The organism is Arthrobacter castelli DSM 16402 (assembly GCF_000430705.1).
GTDB lineage: Bacteria > Actinomycetota > Actinomycetes > Actinomycetales > Micrococcaceae > Arthrobacter_C > Arthrobacter_C castelli.
Map to the genome: position 1 here is coordinate 140,044 of NZ_AUMN01000003.1, position 19,716 is coordinate 159,759.

The following is a 19,716-nucleotide window of genomic DNA, read 5'->3' on the forward strand; positions in this document are numbered from 1 at the left end:
CTCTAGCGCAGAGCCCCGGGCGCGGTGAGCCCATGATGAGGGGTGGACCAATGGCCCGGGGACCTACGACCGGGCGCCTCCCCGCCGACGTGCCAGACCGGCGGCCAGCTTCTCCTCGGCGTCGTGCCCGGCACCGATTCCGGTGGGTATGCGGAAGAAGAAGGCCGCCCCCAAAACCCACCACAGGCCGAACAACAGCCACGGTGCAGGATCCAGTGAAGCCGGCATCCCGGGCAGGTAGAGCGCCGTCAGCCCGAGGCAGAGCAGTGCGGTCAGCACACCGATCACGACGCCGCCATTGCCGCGACCGCCGACGCGCAGCGGACGGGCCATATGCGGTTCCCGGCGGCGCAGGGTCAGGAAACCAACAGCGACCAGGAAGTAGGCAATCACAATACTGGGAGAGCCGGAATCGACCAGCCAGCCCAGCATTGCTTCGCCAAAGAACGGCGCGAGGACCGACAGGCCGCCAATGAAAATCAGGGCGTTGACGGGGGTGTGGAACCGCGGATGCACCGTACCGAACCACCGCGGCAGCATCTGGGAACGAGCCATGGCATAGACCAGCCGGGAAGCGCCGATGAGGAAGGAATTCCATGAGGTCAGGATGCCGGCCAGGCCGCCGGCCACCAGCACCTTGGCCATGAAATCGGTTCCCCAGAGAGCAGCCATGCCATCCGCCGTCGCAAGATCGGCCGAGGCCAGTTCCTGTACACCCATGGATGAGGCGGTGGTGATGACGACCATGATGTACCAGATCGCCGCCAGAATCACAGAGACGACAACCAGCTTGCCCACCAGGCGGGAGGGGATCCGGACTTCTTCGGCCGATTGCGGGATCACATCGAAGCCGACAAATAGGAACGGCACCGCCACCAGCACAGCGATGAACCCGGCGGCCCCTCCGGTGAAGAGCGGGTCCAGGTTCCCGGTTTCGCCACCGACCAGGGAACCGGTCACCAGCAGCAACCCAATCACCAGCAGGAAAATCACCGCGAATGTCTGCGCAGCACCGGCGAGTTTGATACCGAGGATATTGAGCACGGTGAGGATGAGGGCCGCTCCCGCGCCGACCAGGGCCCAGCTCAGGAAGACTTCCGAGCCGGCGACTTCCCAGAGCTTGATTTGCTGCAATCCGGGGAAGAGATAGAGCGCCGTCCGGGGCAGGGCGACGGCTTCGAAGGCCACAATGGTGATGTAGCCACCAGTGATCGCCCACGAACAGATGAACGCCCACCGGGGACCCATCGCACGCATCACGTAGTTGTGTTCACCGCCCGCGCGTGGCATTGCCGCCACCAACTCGGCATAGGCAAGCCCAACGAGGGCCATAATGACCCCGCCAGCGGCGAAGGCGGCAACGGTGCCGAGTGTTCCGGCTGATTCCAGCCAACCTCCGGTCAGCACCACCCAGCCGAATCCGATCATCGCGCCGAAGCCGATGGCCAGCGTGTCCCAGTGGCCCAGCGCCCTGATCAGAGACGTCTGCTCCGGTCCAGGCGGATTGTTGCGGGTGCTCGTCTGTTCAGGCATGAGCCCTCCTCTTTGACGGGTCTGCTACGGGAAGCGTAATCCGTAAGGCACCTCGAAGATGGTAAACCGGGCGGAGTGTTCGCTGGTTGGATACTCTTGCCCTGTGGCCACTCGTAAAGACATTCACCCAGCGCACCGGAGCAACCATGCCGGTGCCTGATCCGGAGACTGCCGTTCCGAAGCTGGCCGTCAGCGTGTTGATGCTTCGCCGTGATGCTCCGGAGCTGGAGATCTTTATCCAACATCGGGCAACGACAATGGACTTCGCGGCCGGCGCAGTAGTGTTCCCCGGCGGAAGGGTGGACGACGCCGATTATGTAGCCGGAGCGGCCGCGGCTCCCGAGGAAACTGTCCTCGAACGCCATGCCGATGCCTGGCATCAGACTGCCGTTGCTGCCAATGGGGACGAGACGCTGCAGGAGCTATCTGTAGTCCTCCTTGCAGCGGCCATCCGCGAAGTCCGCGAGGAGACTGGAGCAGCACTAACGGCATCCGAACTGCTCCCATGGGCCAACTGGGTGACTCCGCCGGGCGGTCCCAAACGCTTCGATACGTACTTCTATCTGGCGATCATCGGACCTTCCGTTAATCCGCGCCACCAAACCACCGAGGCGGACGCTTCGCATTGGTGGCCGGTGCGGAAAGTGCTGGACGAGGCCGCGGCCGGCAACCTGCAGCTGCTGCGACCTACGTATACGCTGCTGAAGGACCTGGCCGGCTTTGATGACCTGCAGGACATCGTGAATAGTGGGCGACCGATTATCCCCAGGTAATCCGTTGTCTTCCTGGCCTGCCTATGACGAAGCAGGCTCGAGCTAACCGGCGCCGCGGTTATCGATTCCCTCCTGTCCGGTGCCTGGTGGTTGTTCCGGTGGCAGCGGTGGTGTTGTCGGTCCGGCCGCTGGTGGTGGCACGCCTGTTCCGGGTAGTGGTGGTGCTGTGGAGTGGTGGAGGTGTCCGGTGGGGGTGGTGATTTCGATGGTGTGCCGACGCTCCGATCCCGATATTGGTGTGGCTTGGTATCCGACGGCTGTTTTGGCGAGGTTGCATCGTTCGCAGAGGCCTTCGCCGTTGGTTTCGTTGGTGTTCCCGCCTGCGTGGTGGGAGAGGATGTGGTCGATCTGTCGGATGGGGGCGTCGCAGTAGGGGGTGCGGCAGGTTTGGTCGCGGGCGATGATCATCTTCCGTAGGTTTTTGGGGAAGGTCCGGGCGGTCGAATCCATGGCGATGAGTTGGCCGGTGCCGGGGGCGGTGTAGAGGCGGCGGATCCATACCCGGGCCTCGTCTGCGGCGGGCTCGCTGGCTGGTTCGCTGTGCTGCGGACCGGCTGCGATCAGCCGGTCCAGCAGTCCGGGAGCTTGGCCGGTGTGGCGGTCGGTCTTCCCGGCCCCGGTCGTCTGGCCGGTGTGGTGGTGGGCCTGCTCGCTGTTCCCGCTGCCGGGGCCATGCTGGTCGTGGGCCGTCTCGTTCGCGGTTTTCTGTGGGCTGTGCTGTGGATTCGGCTCGGCGGTGGTCCGTGGGCCGAGGATGAGGTCGTGGGCCCAGCCGGCGGGTACGGTGCCGTAGCCGGTCAGGTGGGCTGGTTCGTGGTCTCCGGTCAGCAGGGTGCGGTCGGTGATGACGAGTTGGATTTCGATGTCGGCGCCGGCGGTGGTGCCCGGCTTCTTATCCTTGGGGTGTTCGGCTCTGGTGACGCGGTCGACGAGGGTGTCGGCCATGATTTGGCCGCGGCAGCGGTCGTCGCCGGTGGCGCGGAGCCGGTCGGCGGCTCGTTCGAGGGCTGCTTGGACGGCGATGCCGTGGGCGACGGGCAGCAGCCCGGTCACGTAGGTCATGGTGTCCGGCGCCGGTCGGGTGGTCACGGTCCGTTCGGTGGCGGCTTTCGCGGCCCGGCGGACCACTGAGTGCGGGTCGAGGCGGTAGGCCTCCTTTTTCGCGGCGGCGATCAGGCGTTTATCGCCGAGGCCTTCCAGGTTGGCGGGGTCGGCGGCGAGGGCCTCGTCGACCCGGGCCCGGTCCGCGGCCTCGAGGCAGGCGGTTTCGCGGACCAGCACGGTGGCGCGCCATTCGCTGAGTACCCCGGTGGTCAGGGCGGCCAGGGTGTGGGGCATTTCCTTGACCAAGGCGCCGGCCAGGCCCAGGTGGCGGCTGCCGCGGGTGGGACTGTCCCGCCGGGCCAGGCCGATCTGGGAGGCGATGCCTTCGCCGAGCTTGTCCTTGGCCACCCCGGCGTCGGCTTGGGCGGCGCGTTGGGAGGCGTCGAAGACGGCCGTGGCCCGGGCCTGAGCGGCCGCGGCGGCGGCTTTCAGGTCCTCCAGTTTCCGGATTCGATCCACCAGGTCCGTATCCGGCACGTCGCCGGGAAGCTCCGCCAGCAGTGCCGCGAAATCCGCTATCGGACACGAGCCGGACGCGTCCGCCCCGACAGCGCCCCGTTGCGGCTCCACCACCTGGCCGCCCGTCGGGGCGGCAGGGGTGACCCGAGCGGTGGGTGGCCCCTGGCTCTGGGCGGGCTCCCCGCTCGTATCGGATGCTGGTTTATCGAACATGTATTCGACACTACGGGCCTCTCACCAGCCCCTCAATGGCTCAACCACCCTATGTGGACAACAACAGACCCGACCGGCCATGTGGAGGAGGAGCGAAACAGATTGCGACTGGGATGCCGGGAGCGTGTACCCGCATATCCCGTGCAGGACACGACGAACCAAAGGTGTGGTCGGTTGAAGCCGTCCCCTGCAGCACGGAGCATAACGACAAATGGCGTGTTCGTGGCGCCTCAGTACTCGTCGTGCCGGCGCGTCTTTTGGTAGGGATTAGTCTGCGGCCAGCCCGCAGGGGAGTCCTCCCAGGATTCCTGCCGTCCATAGACTGTGGAATCGAGGTAGCCCACCTGTGAGCTCAGCGGTTCGACGCCGCGGCCGCTGGTTGAGTAGGTCAGGTAGGGCTGTCCATCCAGCTGCAGGTAGCAGCTGACGCCGGGGACTTCGCCGTCGTCGGCCGTCCATCCCCAGTCCTGGTTGTAGGTGGAGTTCAGCGAGGATACCCACGGGGCATCCCATCCCATGCGCGCGTTGTAGGCGGTGATTTTGTCGATCGGTGCCCGGCTGATCCGGGCGATGGCGACGTCGTAGGGGCCAAAGTGGGACAGATGCGGTGCGCTGTCGGCAAGATTTGAGCAGCTGGGGCAACCGGCATCCCATTCCGGATCGAACATGAAGTTCTGCACGATTAATTGCGAGCGCCCGTTGAACAGATCCAACAAAGTGACCGGACCGTTGGCGCCGTCGAACCTGTAATTGTCCATAGGGGTCATGGGCAGCCGGCGGCGCAAGGCGTTCAGCCGGTCGAGTGCTTTGGTCTGGGCCTTCTCGGCAGCCAGCACGTCACTGCGGCGGGCCTCCCACTCTTCGCGGGAGACGACGTCGGGATGGGCGGCGGTGGTGTCAATCATGATGATGATCCTTTAGTTCAGCGATTGATCCTGGTTGTGGTGCCTCTCAATGTTGGACGGCGGCGGATGGGGAAATTCATCGGTAATTCATTCAGAGCGCCAGCTTCATCCCCTCGTGGGAGGCGACGAACCCCAACCTCGCGTAGAACCGATGAGCATCAGTCCGGGATTTATCGGAGGTGAGCTGGACGAACGAGCAGTGCCGCCGTCGGGCCTCTGCTATCGCCCATGTCATCATGGCGGTGCCCAGGCCCGTGCCCCGATAGGCGGAGGCCACACGGACCGCTTCGACCTGAGTACGCATTGCACCCCGGCGCGACAGGCCGGGCAGGAACGACAGCTGCATGGTGCCGGCGAGTCTTGCGCCGTCGTCGGCCGCCACGAGCAAGTGCGCCGGGTCGGAATCGATCGCGCTGAACGCCGACAGGTAGGGCGTGAGGTCGTCGTCGTCATTAATCCCGTCGCGTCCGGCTCCGAGCTCATCGTCTGCCAAAAGATGCACGATGGCGGGTACGTCGCCGGTTTCGGCGCGACGCAAAATGATTCTCGCTCCGCTCCGGAGGTCGAGTTCTGTCAGTATCGTCATGGGCAACAACGTACGCTACAAGGATTCACTTTAATCATCGCGGGAGGCGGCAGTGGCACGTGTTCTCATCACTGGAATGTCCGGGACGGGCAAGAGCACGGTGCTCGAGACACTCCGGCAACGCGGTCATCATGTAGTGGAAACAGATGAAGGCACGTGGAAGCTTCCGGATGAAACCTGGGACGAAATACGTATCGATGAACTGCTGCGGCGGCACGCCGATCTCTTTGTTTCGGGCACAGTGGAGAACCAGGGCAGGTTCTACGACAAGTTCGACGACGTCGTGCTGCTCAGCGTGCCGCTGGAGGTGGCGCTCGAGAGGGTGAAGAACCGAACCAACAATTCATACGGCCAGACCGGCGAGCAGCAGCGGAAGATCACGGAATACTTCTATACGGTGGAGCCGCTGCTGCGCAGCAGTGCCACGATTGAGCTGGATGGCTGTGCTCCCGCCGACGACCTGGCCGATGTGCTGGAACGGCTTGTTGACGATGATCTGGAGTTCCCGCTCGAATAGGCCGGGCATAGGGCTCAAGCTCTTGCCTGCGCTCGGTAGAGGTGTCGATAATTCAATTCCGATCAGACAAAGGCCCCTTATGCCCCGAGCAGTTGCCCCGATTCATTCGGATGCCCTCGGCGATGCGGCGAAGTATACCTATGCAGCGTCTATTCGCGGCGATGCGCAGCTCATTTTCCTGGCCGGGGCTTGCCCGTTGAATCACGATGGCAGCACTGCGGGCGTTGGATCACGCCGTGGCCATGCACCGGGGCCCGGACGCCGGGCTTGCGCTGCTTGAGGAACTGGTCAGCGACACGTTGATTGCCGAAGATCATCGGCTCCACGCTGTCCGCACGCACCTGTTGGAGATGACCGGCGACCCCTCTGCCGCCCGGGAAAGCTACCGTGCTGCGGCACGGCGCACCACCAACCTCCAGCAGCAGAAGTATCTCAACAGGCGGGCCGCCCGGCTGGCGAATGATTCAAGCTACCCTTGAAACCCGACCGCGACGATAGACTTCACGGGGCGGCACATTGCCACCCGCGGCCAGGCATCGAGGCCGACCGTGGCTTCACGCCCACGGATATCCCGCAGCCCCGGGCCTAAATCGGCGCCCGGAATGACGCTGAAGCCAAGGCGTTCGTAATACGGTGCATTCCACGGCACGTGGGTGAAGGTCGTCAACGTCAGCGCAGACATGCCTTTCTGCCGTGCCCACGCAGCGACGGCTTCAATGAGGGCCCGGCCGAAGCCCCGCCGGCCGAAATGCGGATGTACCGAGACCTGTTCGATGTGCGCATTGCCGTCAATGATGTCGGCAAGAAGATAGGCGACGACCCGTCCGACAGCATTTGTGGCAACCCACATCCGCCCGGCGCGTTGATACTTGTGCAGGATGCGGGCCGGCGGTGTCTCGTCATCGGCGATAGGCGCCATTCCAATCTCCCGGAAGGCGGCACCAGCTGCCCGTTCAATTTCGTGGACGAGGACGACGTCTTCCTCATTGGCAGCGCGGATCATGGTTCCATTACAGCAGGAGGAATGTCTGCCAGCCACGGGTAAACCGTCCGTGCCCGCCGGTTTCCATGGACGACGTCGTCGATTTCCAAGGGCGACGCCGGCCATTACCAGCAGAGGCAGAAGGGATGTCCGGCCGGGTCCGCGTAGACCTGGAACCCCTCATCCGCTGCCGGGTCGTCCGCCTCCTGCAGCAGTGTGGCGCCAAGGTCCATAGTCTCTTCGTGGGCGGCGGCGAGATCCTTGATGTACAGGTCGAGGTGAATCTGCTGCGGCGTCCCGTCCGGCCATTGCGGCCGGATATGGTTCGGAGCGAGCTGGACGCCCATCCACGGCTGGCTATCGACGAAAACCGTGTGCCAGTCGTCGTCATCGGCTTCGACGGTTCCTCCGACCAGTTGAGACCAAAAGGAGCTCACGGGCCCCAGTTCGGCCGCGTCCAGGACAATAATCGTTCTAGAGATCTGCATCACATCATTGTCTGTCCTGCCGCCTCGGCCGCACAAGGCCTCGAGTTCAAAAGCGCAGGCGCCAATCGGTCCGTCATCGTTGTGCCCTCCGGAGCGCCGCAGTAATCTCGTAGGATGCAATTCAGCGATCCACAGGTGATTCTTTTCGTCAGGGATTGTGAGCGGTCTGCAGAGTTCTACGCACACTTCGGGTTCACGGAGACCTTCCGGACAAGCGATCATGTGCCGGTGAAAATCGAAATGTCGCTCGGGCAGTTTGGTCTCGGCCTCGCTGAACCGGATGCTGCCGCGGCCAGCATCCCATCCAGCTGGTGCATAAGGTGGCTCCGTAGAGGGCGTGCCGGGACCGTTGGAATACTGAGTATATGAGCGCGTCCTTCCAGGAGCTGATAGCCGAGGCAGAGGCAGTGGATGTCTCCGGCTGGGATTTCTCCTGGCTGAAGGGGCACGCAACTGAGGAACGCCCGCCCTGGGGGTACGCGCGACTATTGGGGCAAAGACTCTCCGGAGCCGAGGCTTCCCTGGACATTCAGACCGGAGGAGGCGAGGTCCTCGCCCGGGCCCCGGTTGTTCCCCGGATGGCGGTGGCCACCGAATCGTTTCCGCCCAACATTGCGAAGGCAACTGAACTCCTTCACCCCCGCGGGGTCGCGGTGGTGGCGGATCCGGATGAGCCGCCGCTGCCCTTCGCGGACGGCGCCTTCGATCTCGTGACGAGCCGTCACCCCGCCACCGTCTGGTGGGATGAGATTCGCCGTGTACTACGCCCTGGCGGCAGCTATTTTGCCCAGCATGTGGGCCCTGCCAGCGCCTTCGAACTCATCGAGTACTTCCTCGGTCCGCAGCCGGAGGCGCGGCGCGGCCGGGACCCGGAGGACGAAGCAGCCGCAGCGGGGGAAGCCGGCCTTGACATCGTGGACCTGAGGAAAGCACGGCTGCGCATCGAGATCCACGATGTGGGCGCGGTTGTCTTTCTCCTGCGCAAAGTGGTGTGGTGGGTTCCCGGCTTCTCTGTTGAGGCATATCGGGAACGTCTGCGGGACCTTCACGACCTCATCGAGAACGAAGGCCCGTTTGTCGCCCACTCCACTCGCCACCTCATCGAGGCACGCAGGTCCGGTTAGCCAACAGGCCGGCCCGGGAGCCCAAGCAGCGTTCAGGGTGCTCGTATACGGAGCCGCGTGGCAGACGGGAAAACCAGCAAATTCCCCCAAACAGGGGAGCGGGCGGGCACTGGCGGGGGAGTTGCCGCCGCCCGGCGCTGGCAAGACTGGTTCCATGACTACCTTGAACATGAAATCATCCACCACCGACCGCCTTATGTCCTCGGTTCCGCTGGTTACTGCACTGGCGGCATTCGGCTACGCGGCCGCCGTCGACCGGCGGGCGAATACCGCTGACCAGCGCGGCCGTTATATCGGGCCCGGAGCCGCTCAGTGGCGTGTGGGGTGACATCCTGACCTACCTGCTGCCGTCGTTGGCGGTGGTCGGAGCGGTGCTGGCGGCCGCCGTCCACACCAGTCGTGGACGTCGTCCACTGGCCGCTGCGGCAATTAGTTTCGCAGCGGCCTATGCCGCTCTCGTGCTGCTGGTGATCGTGGACAGCAAGATTCTGGCGCTGGCTGGCTACATCCCCTTTGTGATCTTCAAGGCGATCTTCGATCCCGCAGCCCTGCAAGGCCTTCAAGCGGGGTGGCCGGTCGTGGGGCATCAACTGGTGCTGCTGCTGGGGACCGGACTGTGGGTCCTGACCGCCGCTGCCGCTGTCCGGAAGGCTGCCGGAGCGTGCATCAGGTGCGGGCGCAGGCACGACGGCGTCGGATGGTTTTCGGCCGCCAAAGCCTGGCGCTGGGGCACCCCGGTGACGATTGCCGCGGCGGTCATCCCCGCGCTGTACGCGATCTTCCGCTTCGCCTGGGCGGCAGGGATTCCGCTGGGAATTGAGCAGAAATTCCTGGACTCGCTGCATCAGAGCGGCGGCAACTACGCAGCACTGGGACTTGCCTCAATGGCGGCGCTGGGGACAGTGCTGACGTTCGGCCTGAACCAGCAATGGGGAGCGGTGTTTCCCCGCTGGGTCCCGGCCATCGGCGGCCGCAGCGTCCCGGTCATGCTGGCCGTCATTCCCGCGTGTTTCGTGGCGCTCATCGTGGTTCCGGCGGGCGCTGAAATGGTGAGTGCTGCAGCAGCCGGAATGACAGGGGCCATCCCGTTCGATTGGAACAATTGGGGCACGCTCGCCCCGGCTCTGCTGTGGCCGGCGTGGGGTCCGCTGCTCGCGGCAGCAGCGTTGGCCTATTACCTGAAGCGGCGGGGTGGCTGCGCCAGGTGTGGGCTCAATAGCTGACGCCGGCCACCCGATAGGTGACAATAAGGTCATGGCTCACCGGCGAAGGTTCGGCAGGGAAAACACAGTGCGGCGAGGGGCTCGCAGGGAAAACCCGGCGCAGCGGGCGACGCGGATCTTCAGGCACTTTGTCTTCCTGATGATTGGCGCGTTGCTCTCCGTGCCGTACATCGTCGTTTTCGTCTGGGCCACGCAAGTCTCGGCGTTCGACCCGGCAAGCGGGGTGGTGGCCTTCGCCGTTCTCGTGCTGTTGCTGGTGGTGCCGGCGTTGCTCTCCGCGACACGGGCGCTGGAACGGACGGCGGTGGCCGAGTTACTGGGCGTACAGCTGGCAGCTCCTGTGAACGGTATGGCCGGCGGCAGGCGGTGGCGGGGCGCGGCCTGGTACGTGGTGCATTTGATATCCGGCGCGCTGACTATCGTGACGGTGGCCTTCGCCATTCCGATCATCATTACCGTGGCGTTGCTTACCCTGGCCGGTGATCTGGAGACGGTCACCGAAGTGACTGCCGTCGTCGTACCTTCGGCGGACACAACGACGGCGGTGCTGTGGTCGCTGGGGCTGGGGTTGGGCCTGACAATTTTCAATATCCTGGCCGGTATCGCGCTGCCGCACTGGGCGCAGATCATGTTGGGGCCGACGTCGGCCGAGCGGGCCGCGCTCGCGGCACAGCAAGCCGAGGCGGAGGCGCGGCGTAACCAACTCGCCCGCGAACTGCACGACTCAGTGGGGCACGCGCTGACGGTGACGACCTTGCAGGCGACGGCCGCCCACGACATGCTCGACCGGGACCGGGACGCCGCGGCACGGGCGATGCAGGCGGTCGCCGATACGGGGCGTGCGGCACTGGCTGAGTTGGATCATGTGATTGGAATCCTGCGCTCTGAGAGCGAGAGCGAGGGCGAGGGCGGCGGGGCCGGCGAGGGCAGCGGCGGTAGCACCGGCTCAACCGGCGACGACGGCGGAAGCCGTCCGGTTGGCCCGGCGGAAACTTTGGAGGACTTACCAGGCTTTTTGGACCGGTTGGACGAACAAGGGCTGCAGATCACCCGCCGCTACGACGAAGCTGTGCTGGCTTCCGTACCGGCAGGTGCCTCCGGCCCCGCTTTCAAGGTGCTGCAGGAGGGCCTGACCAATGCCCTCAAGTACGCCCGGCCGCAGGACGCTGAGCTAAGCATCGGCCTCGACGAAACCTGGCTGCGGATCGAACTGGCAAATCCGGTCGACGCCACGGCGGCCGCCCGTCCGTCGGGAGGACGTGGGCTGGAAGGTATGAGAGAGCGGGCGCGGCTGGCCGGCGGGACAACGCAGGTGGGAATGGACGATGGCGGGTGGAAGCTGCGCGCCGGGTTCCCGCTCACGGACAGTCGGCAGGAGGAAGAATGAACGAACCGATTCGCATATTGCTGGTCGATGATGAACCGCTGGTCCGTTCAGGGCTGGCGGCCATCCTGGACGGAGTCGAGGACTTCTCCGTGACGGGTGAAGCGGCCGATGGCACCGAAGTGTGGTCACAAGTGCGGGCGCGGCGACCCCATCTGGTGATGATGGACGTGCGAATGCCGCGGATGGACGGTATCGAAACCACTTCGCAACTGGTGGACAACGCCCACCGGCTGGACCCGGTGCCGCGGATCCTGGTGCTGACCACGTTCGAAAGTGACGACTACGTGTACGCGGCGTTGAAGGCCGGCGCGGACGGGTTCCTGCTCAAGCGTGCCGAGCCCGACGAGCTGATCCAGGCGGTGCGTGCGGTCGCTGCCGGCGATTCCATCGTGTTCCCGGCCAAGCTGCGGCAAATGGTGGCTGCCCGGCGCAACACCTCCGATGCCCTGTCGACCACGGGATTGAGCAGCAGGGAAGCGGAGGTGCTGCGGCTGCTGGCGCAGGGCTGCAATAATCAGGAGATCGCCGGGTTGATGTTCCTTGGAGCCGAAACGGTCAAAACTCACATTGGCGCCATTTTGAACAAGCTGGGAGTGCGGGACCGTACGCAGGCGGTTATCGCCGCGTATGAATCAGGATTCGTCGAACCGGGAAAATGACTCTGCCGGCCGCCACGGGCGGTGGCCGCCGTCGTGCCGATTGGCCCGCCTGCATGCGGGCCGGTTTGCCCTTCAACCATGCTCCGCGCTACGATTTATTGTCGTTGTGCGTGTCCTGTTTCGATACGCTGCGCTCCGTGGAGGTTTAGTTGCAGAACCGCGAATCCACCGGAAACCAGCCGGAACCAAGCAAGGGATCGCCGGTTGTATTTCAGCCCTCACCTGAAGTTCCGGTAGCGCATAAGTAACGGGCGCTGCATAGGTATTTTGTATGCTGCGCCATCGAAGAACACCAAACGAAGGCAATTACCGTGCGTACGTACACCCCGAAGCCAGGCGACATTAACCGCCAGTGGCACGTCATTGACGCCACCGACGTTGTCCTAGGCCGTCTTGCCAGCCAGACCGCAACACTGCTGCGCGGAAAGCACAAGCCGACCTTTGCACCCCATATGGACATGGGCGACTTCGTCATCATCATCAACGCCGAGAAGGTGGCCCTCACCGGCTCCAAGCTGGAGAAGAAGCGGGCCTACCGCCACTCCGGCTACCCGGGCGGTCTCACCTCCATGAACTATGAAGAGCTGCTCGACCGGAACCCGGTCCGCGCTGTGGAGAAGGCTATCCGCGGCATGCTGCCGAAGAACAAGCTGGCCGCAGACCAGCTGAGCAAGCTGAAGGTCTACGCCGGCGCGGAGCACCCGCACGCCGCGCAGCAGCCGAAGACGTTCGAGATCAACCAGGTCGCCCAGTAGTCCTGGCCACCAACACAAACTTTTAACTAAGGAGAATCGTGGCTCAGAATACTGAAGAGCAGACGACTGAACCGACTTCCGAAGAAGTACCCACCAGCTACACGTCCGAGAGCGCCGCGGAAGCCGAAGCGGCACCGGCCGCTGAGCGTCCCGCGCTGACCGTTCCCGGTGGAGCTGTCGGGCGCCGCAAGCAGGCTGTTGCCCGCGTGCGGTTGCTTCCCGGTTCCGGCAACTGGAAGGTCAACGGCCGTGAGCTGTCAGATTACTTCCCGAACAAGCTGCACCAGCAGGAAGTCAACGACCCGTTACGCGTGCTGGAACTGGAAGGCGCCTACGACGTCATCGCCCTCATCGATGGCGGCGGCCCGTCCGGCCAGGCCGGAGCCATGCGGCTCGGCATCGCCCGTGCACTGAACGAGATTGACCGGGAGAACAACCGGCCGACCCTGAAGAAGGCCGGCTTCCTGTCCCGCGATGCCCGCGTCATCGAGCGTAAGAAGGCCGGCCTGAAGAAGGCCCGCAAGGCACCTCAGTACTCGAAGCGCTAAATACGGCGGAAGTGCTGCTGCAAAGCCCGTCTGGATCCGCTCCGGGCGGGCTTTTGCCTTGGCCGCACCCGCCCGGGTGCGGTGGTGCCGGCATTCCGGTGGCGGGACCGAACGATACCGGTTCGGTAAAGAGACTGGATCCGGCAGGTGGCTCGGCATAGGTTCGAAGAGAATGCACCGCCGGAGCATTCCAATATGATGGGGTTCGATGTCTAGATTGTTTGGGACCGATGGGGTCCGAGGATTGGCCAACGGCCTGCTCACAGCTGAGTTGGCTCTCGAACTGGCACAGGCTGCGGCTGCTGTCCTGGGGCACCAGAACGTGACGGATGGACGACGGCCGACAGCCGTCATCGCCAGGGACCCACGGGCCAGCGGGGAATTCCTCGGTGCGGCCGTCGGCGCCGGCTTGGCCAGCGCCGGTGTGGATGTGTACGACGCAGGCGTGCTTCCCACTCCCGCTGCGGCCTACCTGATCGCGGACCTCAAGGCAGACTTCGGCGTGATGATTTCCGCCTCCCACAACGCGGCGCCGGACAACGGGATCAAATTCTTCGCCCGCGGTGGGCAGAAACTGGACGACGCCGTCGAAGACGCCATCGAAGCGCAGCTGAGCAAAGAGAAACCACGGCCGCTCGGCGGCGACGTCGGGCGCATCTCCCGGTTCGCCGATGCCGAAGATCGCTACATTGTCCACTTGCTCTCCACCATGCCGTCGCGCCTGGACGGTCTGAGGGTCGTCATCGACTGCGCACATGGCGCCGCGAGTGGCTGCTCGCCGCAGGTGTTCAAGGACGCCGGCGCCGAGGTGTTAGTGATCGGCGGCGAGCCGGACGGGCTGAACATTAACGACGAGGTCGGGTCGACACACCTGGACCAGCTGCAGAAGGCGGTCGTGGGCCACGGCGCGGACTTCGGTATTGCCCACGACGGCGATGCCGACCGGTGCCTGGCCGTCGACCATCTTGGCAACGAGGTGGACGGTGACCAGATCATGGCCATCCTCGCCGTCGCCCTGCACGATGCCGGCACCCTCAAGGACGAAGTCCTGGTGGCAACGGTGATGAGCAACCTCGGGTTGAAGCTGGCGATGTCCGACGCCGGCATCCGCGTGGAGGAAACCGCGGTGGGGGACCGCTACGTGCTCGAAGCGATGCGCAAGGGCGGATATTCCCTCGGCGGCGAGCAGTCCGGCCACCTGATCTTCAACGAGTACGCAACCACCGGTGACGGCGTGCTGACCGGCCTGCAGTTGGCCGCCCAGGTTGCGGCGACGGGCAAGCCGCTGGCCGAGCTTGCCCAGCGGATGACAAAGCTGCCGCAGGTCCTCATCAACGTCACCGACGTGGACAAGACCCGGGTCTCCTCCCACGACGGACTGCGCGACGTCGTTCAGGCCGCCGAGGAGCAGTTGGGGGCCACCGGGCGTGTGCTGTTGCGCCCCTCCGGGACGGAGCCGCTGGTGCGCGTCATGGTGGAGGCCGCGGAACTGTCCACGGCCGAGAGCGTGGCGAACGACTTGGCGTCGGCGGTGCAGACGCACCTGGCCCTGGCCTGACAGCGGCACCCCGCCGGCAGGGCACCCCGCCGCAGGGCACCCCGCCGGCAGGGCACCCCGCGGGCGACATGAGGCGCTCACATACCGGCTGGGCCCGGGTGAGGCACCTACAGAATCGTAAATGCTCCGCTATGGGACATTTTGCACCCGGCGCGCACGGTCAAATGTCCCAAACCGGAGCAAAGTCGTCCGGCTTGTGGCGTCCGGCCTGTGGTTCGCTTCTCCAGGTTCAACTCACGGTTGGCGTGCGCGGAGTTCGTCGCGGATCTCCGTGAGGAGTGCGACCTGCTGGTCGACTGCTTCGTCCTCATTGGTGACCCCAAGGCGTGCGTTGCGGCGTTCGATCATCTTGTTCATCGGGACCACAATGATGAAGTAAATGGCCGCGGCCACAAGCATGAAATTCACCACGGCGGTGAGGACGGCGCCGATAGAGACGATATTTTCCGGGTTGGACCCCACCTGGAATGCCAGGACGTTATCGAAATCGGGTGCGCCGAAGATCCCGGCGATGAGTGGCATGATGACGCGTTCCACCACGGCATTCACTACCAGTGAGAAAGCCCCGGCGATCACCACGGCGACGGCAAGGTCGACGACGTTGCCTTTCATAATGAATGCTTTGAATCCCTGAATCATGGCAATAGAGTACTTCATGCCAAAGCAGGGCTTCGCTGAATCATCGCGTGACGACGATGGTTAATCGCAAACGGCACATTCGCCCGACCTTCGCACCGCGCAGCAGCCCGGGGTTAGTACGACGGCGCAGCAGGCAGCCCGAAGTACTTCTCCAGGGTATGGATATCCTGCCGGTGCATGGCCTTCGAGGCCTGTTTGCCGATGAAGCGGAGATGCCATGGCTCTGCGTAGAACCCGGTGACCTTGTGGTACCCCAGCTGGTATCGAACGATGTATCCGAATTTGTATGCGTTGTCAGCCGCCCAGGACGCCGCCGGAAGGTTGTTGAAACAGTACTGCAACGAACATGCGCCGCTGGCCACGCCAATATCGACGGCCAGCCCGGTCTGGTGCTCCGAATAACCGGGACGGGCCGAGACCCGGTCGGCTTCCGCCACGGTTCCGAGCCTCCCCACCCAGCTGTTGTAGGTGGCGACCTGCGTCTCGTATGAACGGTATCCGCTCAGCATCGTCAGGTTGATGCCGTCTTTAGCGGCGGCCGCAAACAACTTTTGGAGCGCCTTGGCCGCATCGTCGCGTAGCTGCGCGCCTTCGCCGCTGACCGCCCGGCTCACCTTCGGGACCACCAGTGCGGAAGGCGCATAGTCCAGAGGACGCAGCGGGCGCTGCTTATTGACGACGACGGACAGGCTGGAGGGATTGTTGACCGTCACGAACCGGGCGTTCGCCTCGGCGTTCCTCACTGGTGGACCGGTGGATCCGGCCGCGGAGCCTGATTCCGGCTTGCCGGGCGGTGACGTGGAGCCCGAAGCAGAAGCGGAGCCGGTGGGGGCGGGTTTCGAGCTGCGGCCTGGATCCGGACCCTGGCCTGGACCAGCACCGGCACCGGAATGGCCTGAGTCGCCACCGGCACCGGATTGGGCTGAAGCAGCGTCGGTGGCGGAAGCCGGGCCGGTGCTTGTTGGCGTGGGGGAAGCCAGGCGGGTGGTTCCCGCGGCCGTCGTCGCTTCGGGGGACGCCTCGTCCTCCGGTTGCCCGGAACAGGCGGCCAATGAGAGGGCAAGTGCCGCCGTCGTCGTCCAAGCGGCAGCTGCCCGCAGAAAATAACCGGTCGAACGCATCATGTCTTCCGCAGCAGCATTCGTCGGATGGAATGGTCGGAGTCCTTGGTCAACACCAGCTGGGCGCGGCCGCGGGTCGGTAGCACATTTTCCCGCAGGTTCGGCTCGTTGATGGATTTCCAAATCCCCCGGGCGGTCTGCTCCGCTTCCGTGTCGGATAGATTGGCGTACCGGTGAAAGTAGGACTCGGGCGATGAGAAGGACGAGTACCGCAGCGACTGGAACCGTTCGATATACCACTGCTCAATGTACGACGTCTTCGCGTCCACGTAGACCGAGAAATCGAAGAAATCGCTCAGGGCCAGTCCCGACACCCCGTCCGGGCGCATCCGGGCCGGCGCCAGCACGTTCAGCCCCTCCACGATCAGCACGTCGGGGCGGCGGACCACGACTTCCTTGCCGGGGACGATGTCGTAGGTGACGTGCGAGTACCAGGGCGCGCGGACTTCTTCGGCGCCGGATTTCACCTCGCTGACGAAACGGAGCAGCCGCCGGCGGTCATACGACTCCGGAAATCCTTTGCGCTCCATCAGTCCGCGGCGTTTCAGCTCCGCGTTGGGGTAGAGGAAGCCGTCGGTGGTGACCAGCTCGACGTTGGGAGTGTCCGGCCACCGGCGCAGCAGCTGCTGCAGCACGCGCGCTGTGGTGGACTTGCCGACGGCGACAGAACCGGCCACGGCGATGACGAACGGCGTGCGGGTGGTTTGTTCGCCCAGGAACGTGGTGGTGGCCGCATGGAGTTGGCCGGCGGCGCCGACATACAAGTTCAGCAACCGGGACAGTGGCAGGTAGACCTCACGCACCTCATCGAGGTCCAGAGGGTCTCCCAGGCCGCGCAACCGGTCGACGTCGGCCTGGTTCAGCGGCGATTCAATCTCTGTCGACAAGCGCGACCATGTCTGCCGGTCCAATTCCACAAACGGGGTGAAATTGCTCTCACCGCCATTGCTGTTGTTCCTGGACTCGGGTCTCACTTAAGGCATTCTGCCGTCTTGAAGGACCAAACTCCAACGCCGGATGACAGCATGCCTGCCTGCCGGCACGCGTAGTGGCCCTGTCGCAGGTACTCTTGAACCCATGTGTGGAATTGTGGGTTACGTCGGCCGGGCCGGCGCAAATGCGATTGACGGAACCAGCGGATCCGGCCAGGACGGGCTGGATGTAGTGCTTGAGGGGCTGCGCCGCCTGGAGTACCGCGGCTATGACTCGGCCGGTGTCGCCGTCGTCGCCGGTTCCGGAGTCGAGGCGAGGAAAAAGTCCGGCAAACTCAACAACCTTCTGAGCGAACTGCAGAGCGCCCCCTTGCCCAGCGCGGCCACCAGCATCGGGCATACCCGCTGGGCCACCCACGGCGGACCGACTGACCAGAACGCCCACCCGCATCTGGCCGACTCCGACCGGCTGGCCGTGATCCACAACGGAATTATCGAGAACTTCTCCGTACTGAAGCACGAGCTGCTGGACAAGGGCTACCAGTTCAGCTCCGAGACGGACACCGAAGTGGCAGCGGTGCTGCTCGGCGACATCTATGCCAACCAGGTCTCCGACCTGACCAAGGCCATGCAGGTGGCCTGCCAGCGTTTGGAGGGTGCGTTCACCCTGCTGGCCGTGCACGCAGACCAGCCCGACGTCGTCGTCGCCGCCCGCCGTAACTCACCTTTGGTGGTTGGCCTGGGAGAAGGGGAGAACTTCCTGGGCTCCGACGTGTCCGGCTTCATCGACTTCACCCGCCGGGCCGTTGAGCTCGACCAGGACCAGATTGTCACCATCACGCCCGAAGACGTGACCATCACCGATTTCTTCGGCGCCGAGGGCCAGGGCCGGGAGTTTTGGGTCGATTGGGACGCCGCCGCGGCCGAGAAAGATGGCTATCCCTCCTTCATGGCCAAGGAAATCAACGAGCAGCCCGGCGCCGTCGGGCAGACCCTGCTGGGCCGCACGGACGAGAGCGGACGGCTGATCCTCGATGAGCTGCGGATCGACGAGTCGGTGCTGCGTTCCATCGACAAGATCGTGGTGATCGCCTGTGGCACGGCGGCCTACGCCGGGTCGGTGGCGAAATACGCGATCGAGCACTGGTGCCGGATTCCCACCGAGGTGGAACTGGCACACGAGTTCCGCTACCGGGACCCGATTGTGAACGAGAAGACGCTGGTGGTGGCCATTTCGCAGTCCGGAGAGACCATGGACACGCTGATGGCCGTGCGCCATGCGCGCGAGCAGGGCGCCAAAGTCGTGGCGATCTGCAACACCAATGGCTCCACTATTCCCCGGGAATCCGACGCCGTGCTCTACACCCACGCCGGGCCGGAAATCGCCGTCGCCTCCACCAAGGCATTCCTCGCCCAGATCACCGCCACCTACCTGCTCGGGCTGTACCTGGCGCAGCTGCGCGGGAATAAGTACAAGGACGAAATCTCCGAGATCATGCGCGACCTGGGCGAGATGCCGGACAAGGTCCAGCACGTGCTGGACGGAGTCGACGACGTGCGGGAGCTGGCCCGTTCGATGTCGGAGGCGAAGTCCGTGCTGTTCCTGGGGCGCCACGTCGGCTACCCGGTGGCCATGGAAGGAGCCCTCAAGCTCAAGGAACTGGCGTACATCCATGCCGAGGGTTTCGCTGCCGGCGAACTCAAGCATGGGCCGATCGCGCTGATCGAGGAAGGCCAGCCGGTGTTCGTCGTCGTGCCGTCGCCGCGCGGCCGCGACTCGCTGCACGCCAAAGTGGTGTCGAACATCCAGGAGATCCGCGCCCGTGGGGCATCGACCATTGTGATTGCCGAAGAGGGCGACGAGGCGGTGCGGGAGTTCGCGAACCATGTGATTTACATTCCGCAGACGCCGACGCTGATGGCGCCGTTGCTCTCGACCGTGCCGCTGCAGATCTTCGCGTGCGAGCTGGCCTCGGCCAAGGGGTACGACGTCGACCAGCCGCGCAACCTGGCCAAGTCCGTCACCGTCGAGTAACGGCGGCGACGGCGGGGCGGGTCCGTACCCGTCGGGTCGCGCGGGTTTCCGGCCCCGGCCCGCACCGTTTCGGGCCGTTTCCGCGCCGAGGTAGCGTGTTAGCCGTGAGGTAGCCCGTTGCAAACCGCTACCTGGCGGGCCGGACGCTACCTCGGCGTCGATGGCCCTGAGCAGG

General features: G+C 64.6%; 21 protein-coding genes. 12 read left to right on the plus strand and 9 right to left on the minus strand.

Annotated elements, in window-relative coordinates; genetic code table 11:
* Positions 1-63 precede the first annotated feature (63 nt).
* Positions 64-1,533, minus strand: a complete 1,470-nt coding sequence (locus tag H535_RS23585; protein WP_051298566.1) for an APC family permease — start codon at positions 1,531-1,533, stop codon at positions 64-66.
* Between the two features lie 86 nt (positions 1,534-1,619).
* Here H535_RS23585 and H535_RS23590 point away from each other — a divergent pair, with 86 nt between their 5' ends.
* Positions 1,620-2,306 (plus strand): NUDIX hydrolase, encoded by a 687-nt coding sequence (locus H535_RS23590; protein WP_245580163.1) that lies wholly within the window; start codon positions 1,620-1,622, stop codon positions 2,304-2,306.
* Positions 2,307-2,348: 42 nt separating this feature from the next.
* On the opposite strand, the gene H535_RS29820 is transcribed toward H535_RS23590, so the two are convergent.
* The 3 genes from H535_RS29820 to H535_RS0105170 form a co-directional block, all read right to left on the minus strand.
* Entirely contained in the window at positions 2,349-4,082 is a 1,734-nt protein-coding gene (locus H535_RS29820) for an HNH endonuclease (protein WP_081416453.1), read from the minus strand.
* 230 nt (positions 4,083-4,312) lie between these two features.
* Positions 4,313-4,987: a DUF899 domain-containing protein gene (locus H535_RS0105165; RefSeq protein ID WP_035768411.1), complete on the minus strand. Its 675-nt coding sequence runs from the start codon at positions 4,985-4,987 to the stop codon at positions 4,313-4,315.
* A 91-nt stretch (positions 4,988-5,078) separates the two neighbouring features.
* Positions 5,079-5,573, minus strand: a complete 495-nt coding sequence (locus H535_RS0105170) for a GNAT family N-acetyltransferase (RefSeq protein WP_051298568.1) — start codon at positions 5,571-5,573, stop codon at positions 5,079-5,081.
* A gap of 52 nt (positions 5,574-5,625) precedes the next feature.
* Here H535_RS0105170 and H535_RS0105175 point away from each other — a divergent pair, with 52 nt between their 5' ends.
* Together H535_RS0105175 and H535_RS0105180 are read left to right on the plus strand one after the other, a co-directional pair.
* A complete protein-coding gene (locus H535_RS0105175) occupies positions 5,626-6,090 on the plus strand; it encodes an AAA family ATPase (protein ID WP_026818709.1) in 465 nt (154 codons plus the stop codon).
* Between the two features lie 206 nt (positions 6,091-6,296).
* Entirely contained in the window at positions 6,297-6,569 is a 273-nt protein-coding gene (locus tag H535_RS0105180; protein ID WP_026818710.1) for a hypothetical protein, read from the plus strand.
* Here the strand turns inward: H535_RS0105180 and H535_RS0105185 are convergent.
* Together H535_RS0105185 and H535_RS0105190 are read right to left on the minus strand one after the other, a co-directional pair.
* Entirely contained in the window at positions 6,560-7,093 is a 534-nt protein-coding gene (locus H535_RS0105185) for a GNAT family N-acetyltransferase (RefSeq protein WP_026818711.1), read from the minus strand. The two genes, H535_RS0105180 and H535_RS0105185, sit on opposite strands and share 10 nt — an antisense overlap.
* 104 nt (positions 7,094-7,197) lie before the next feature.
* Positions 7,198-7,560, minus strand: a complete 363-nt coding sequence (locus H535_RS0105190) for a VOC family protein (RefSeq protein ID WP_026818712.1) — start codon at positions 7,558-7,560, stop codon at positions 7,198-7,200.
* Positions 7,561-7,925: 365 nt separating this feature from the next.
* Here H535_RS0105190 and H535_RS0105200 point away from each other — a divergent pair, with 365 nt between their 5' ends.
* The 8 genes from H535_RS0105200 to glmM all read left to right on the plus strand — a co-directional run bounded on the left by H535_RS0105200 (position 7,926) and on the right by glmM (position 14,814).
* Complete coding sequence (locus tag H535_RS0105200) at positions 7,926-8,684, plus strand: class I SAM-dependent methyltransferase (protein WP_026818714.1); 759 nt, start codon at positions 7,926-7,928, stop codon at positions 8,682-8,684.
* Between the two features lie 154 nt (positions 8,685-8,838).
* Entirely contained in the window at positions 8,839-9,012 is a 174-nt protein-coding gene (locus H535_RS28895; RefSeq protein WP_155838546.1) for a hypothetical protein, read from the plus strand.
* Positions 9,002-9,907: a hypothetical protein gene (locus H535_RS23600; RefSeq protein WP_051298570.1), complete on the plus strand. Its 906-nt coding sequence runs from the start codon at positions 9,002-9,004 to the stop codon at positions 9,905-9,907. Before H535_RS28895 ends, H535_RS23600 begins: the two co-directional genes overlap by 11 nt.
* 67 nt (positions 9,908-9,974) lie before the next feature.
* On the plus strand, positions 9,975-11,294 hold the full coding sequence (locus H535_RS0105215) for a sensor histidine kinase (RefSeq protein ID WP_211236527.1): 1,320 nt from the start codon (positions 9,975-9,977) through the stop codon (positions 11,292-11,294).
* Complete coding sequence (locus H535_RS0105220; RefSeq protein WP_026818716.1) at positions 11,291-11,953, plus strand: response regulator; 663 nt, start codon at positions 11,291-11,293, stop codon at positions 11,951-11,953. Before H535_RS0105215 ends, H535_RS0105220 begins: the two co-directional genes overlap by 4 nt.
* Positions 11,954-12,264: 311 nt before the next feature.
* A complete protein-coding gene (gene rplM, locus H535_RS0105225) occupies positions 12,265-12,708 on the plus strand; it encodes a 50S ribosomal protein L13 (RefSeq protein ID WP_026818717.1) in 444 nt (147 codons plus the stop codon).
* A gap of 38 nt (positions 12,709-12,746) precedes the next feature.
* Complete coding sequence (rpsI, locus tag H535_RS0105230) at positions 12,747-13,256, plus strand: 30S ribosomal protein S9 (RefSeq protein WP_026818718.1); 510 nt, start codon at positions 12,747-12,749, stop codon at positions 13,254-13,256.
* 208 nt (positions 13,257-13,464) lie between these two features.
* Positions 13,465-14,814: a phosphoglucosamine mutase gene (glmM, locus tag H535_RS0105235; protein ID WP_026818719.1), complete on the plus strand. Its 1,350-nt coding sequence runs from the start codon at positions 13,465-13,467 to the stop codon at positions 14,812-14,814.
* Positions 14,815-15,048: 234 nt separating this feature from the next.
* Here the strand turns inward: glmM and mscL are convergent, their stop codons facing one another.
* The 3 genes from mscL to coaA form a co-directional block, all read right to left on the minus strand.
* Positions 15,049-15,453 carry a large conductance mechanosensitive channel protein MscL gene (gene mscL / locus H535_RS0105240; RefSeq protein WP_026818720.1) on the minus strand — a complete coding sequence of 135 codons (405 nt, stop codon included), beginning with the start codon at positions 15,451-15,453 and terminating at the stop codon, positions 15,049-15,051.
* A 113-nt stretch (positions 15,454-15,566) separates the two neighbouring features.
* Positions 15,567-16,577, minus strand: a complete 1,011-nt coding sequence (locus tag H535_RS28240; RefSeq protein ID WP_155838548.1) for a M15 family metallopeptidase — start codon at positions 16,575-16,577, stop codon at positions 15,567-15,569.
* Positions 16,574-17,548, minus strand: a complete 975-nt coding sequence (coaA, locus tag H535_RS0105250; RefSeq protein ID WP_026818722.1) for a type I pantothenate kinase — start codon at positions 17,546-17,548, stop codon at positions 16,574-16,576. Before coaA ends, H535_RS28240 begins: the two co-directional genes overlap by 4 nt.
* 103 nt (positions 17,549-17,651) lie before the next feature.
* Between coaA and glmS the strand changes: the two genes are divergently transcribed.
* Complete coding sequence (gene glmS / locus H535_RS0105255; protein ID WP_026818723.1) at positions 17,652-19,541, plus strand: glutamine--fructose-6-phosphate transaminase (isomerizing); 1,890 nt, start codon at positions 17,652-17,654, stop codon at positions 19,539-19,541.
* The last annotated feature ends 175 nt before the right edge of the window (positions 19,542-19,716 follow it).

Coding starts and splice junctions, on each gene's coding strand:
- H535_RS23585 (WP_051298566.1), bottom strand. CDS start 1,533: ATGCCTGAACAGACGAGCACCCGCAACAATCCGCCTGGACCGGAGCAG.
- H535_RS29820 (WP_081416453.1), bottom strand. CDS start 4,082: ATGTTCGATAAACCAGCATCCGATACGAGCGGGGAGCCCGCCCAGAGC.
- H535_RS0105165 (WP_035768411.1), bottom strand. CDS start 4,987: ATGATTGACACCACCGCCGCCCATCCCGACGTCGTCTCCCGCGAAGAG.
- H535_RS0105170 (WP_051298568.1), bottom strand. CDS start 5,573: ATGACGATACTGACAGAACTCGACCTCCGGAGCGGAGCGAGAATCATT.
- H535_RS0105180 (WP_026818710.1), top strand. CDS start 6,297: ATGGCAGCACTGCGGGCGTTGGATCACGCCGTGGCCATGCACCGGGGC.
- H535_RS0105185 (WP_026818711.1), bottom strand. CDS start 7,093: ATGATCCGCGCTGCCAATGAGGAAGACGTCGTCCTCGTCCACGAAATT.
- H535_RS0105190 (WP_026818712.1), bottom strand. CDS start 7,560: ATGCAGATCTCTAGAACGATTATTGTCCTGGACGCGGCCGAACTGGGG.
- H535_RS0105200 (WP_026818714.1), top strand. CDS start 7,926: ATGAGCGCGTCCTTCCAGGAGCTGATAGCCGAGGCAGAGGCAGTGGAT.
- H535_RS28895 (WP_155838546.1), top strand. CDS start 8,839: ATGACTACCTTGAACATGAAATCATCCACCACCGACCGCCTTATGTCC.
- H535_RS0105220 (WP_026818716.1), top strand. CDS start 11,291: ATGAACGAACCGATTCGCATATTGCTGGTCGATGATGAACCGCTGGTC.
- glmM (WP_026818719.1), top strand. CDS start 13,465: ATGTCTAGATTGTTTGGGACCGATGGGGTCCGAGGATTGGCCAACGGC.
- mscL (WP_026818720.1), bottom strand. CDS start 15,453: ATGATTCAGGGATTCAAAGCATTCATTATGAAAGGCAACGTCGTCGAC.
- H535_RS28240 (WP_155838548.1), bottom strand. CDS start 16,577: ATGATGCGTTCGACCGGTTATTTTCTGCGGGCAGCTGCCGCTTGGACG.
- glmS (WP_026818723.1), top strand. CDS start 17,652: ATGTGTGGAATTGTGGGTTACGTCGGCCGGGCCGGCGCAAATGCGATT.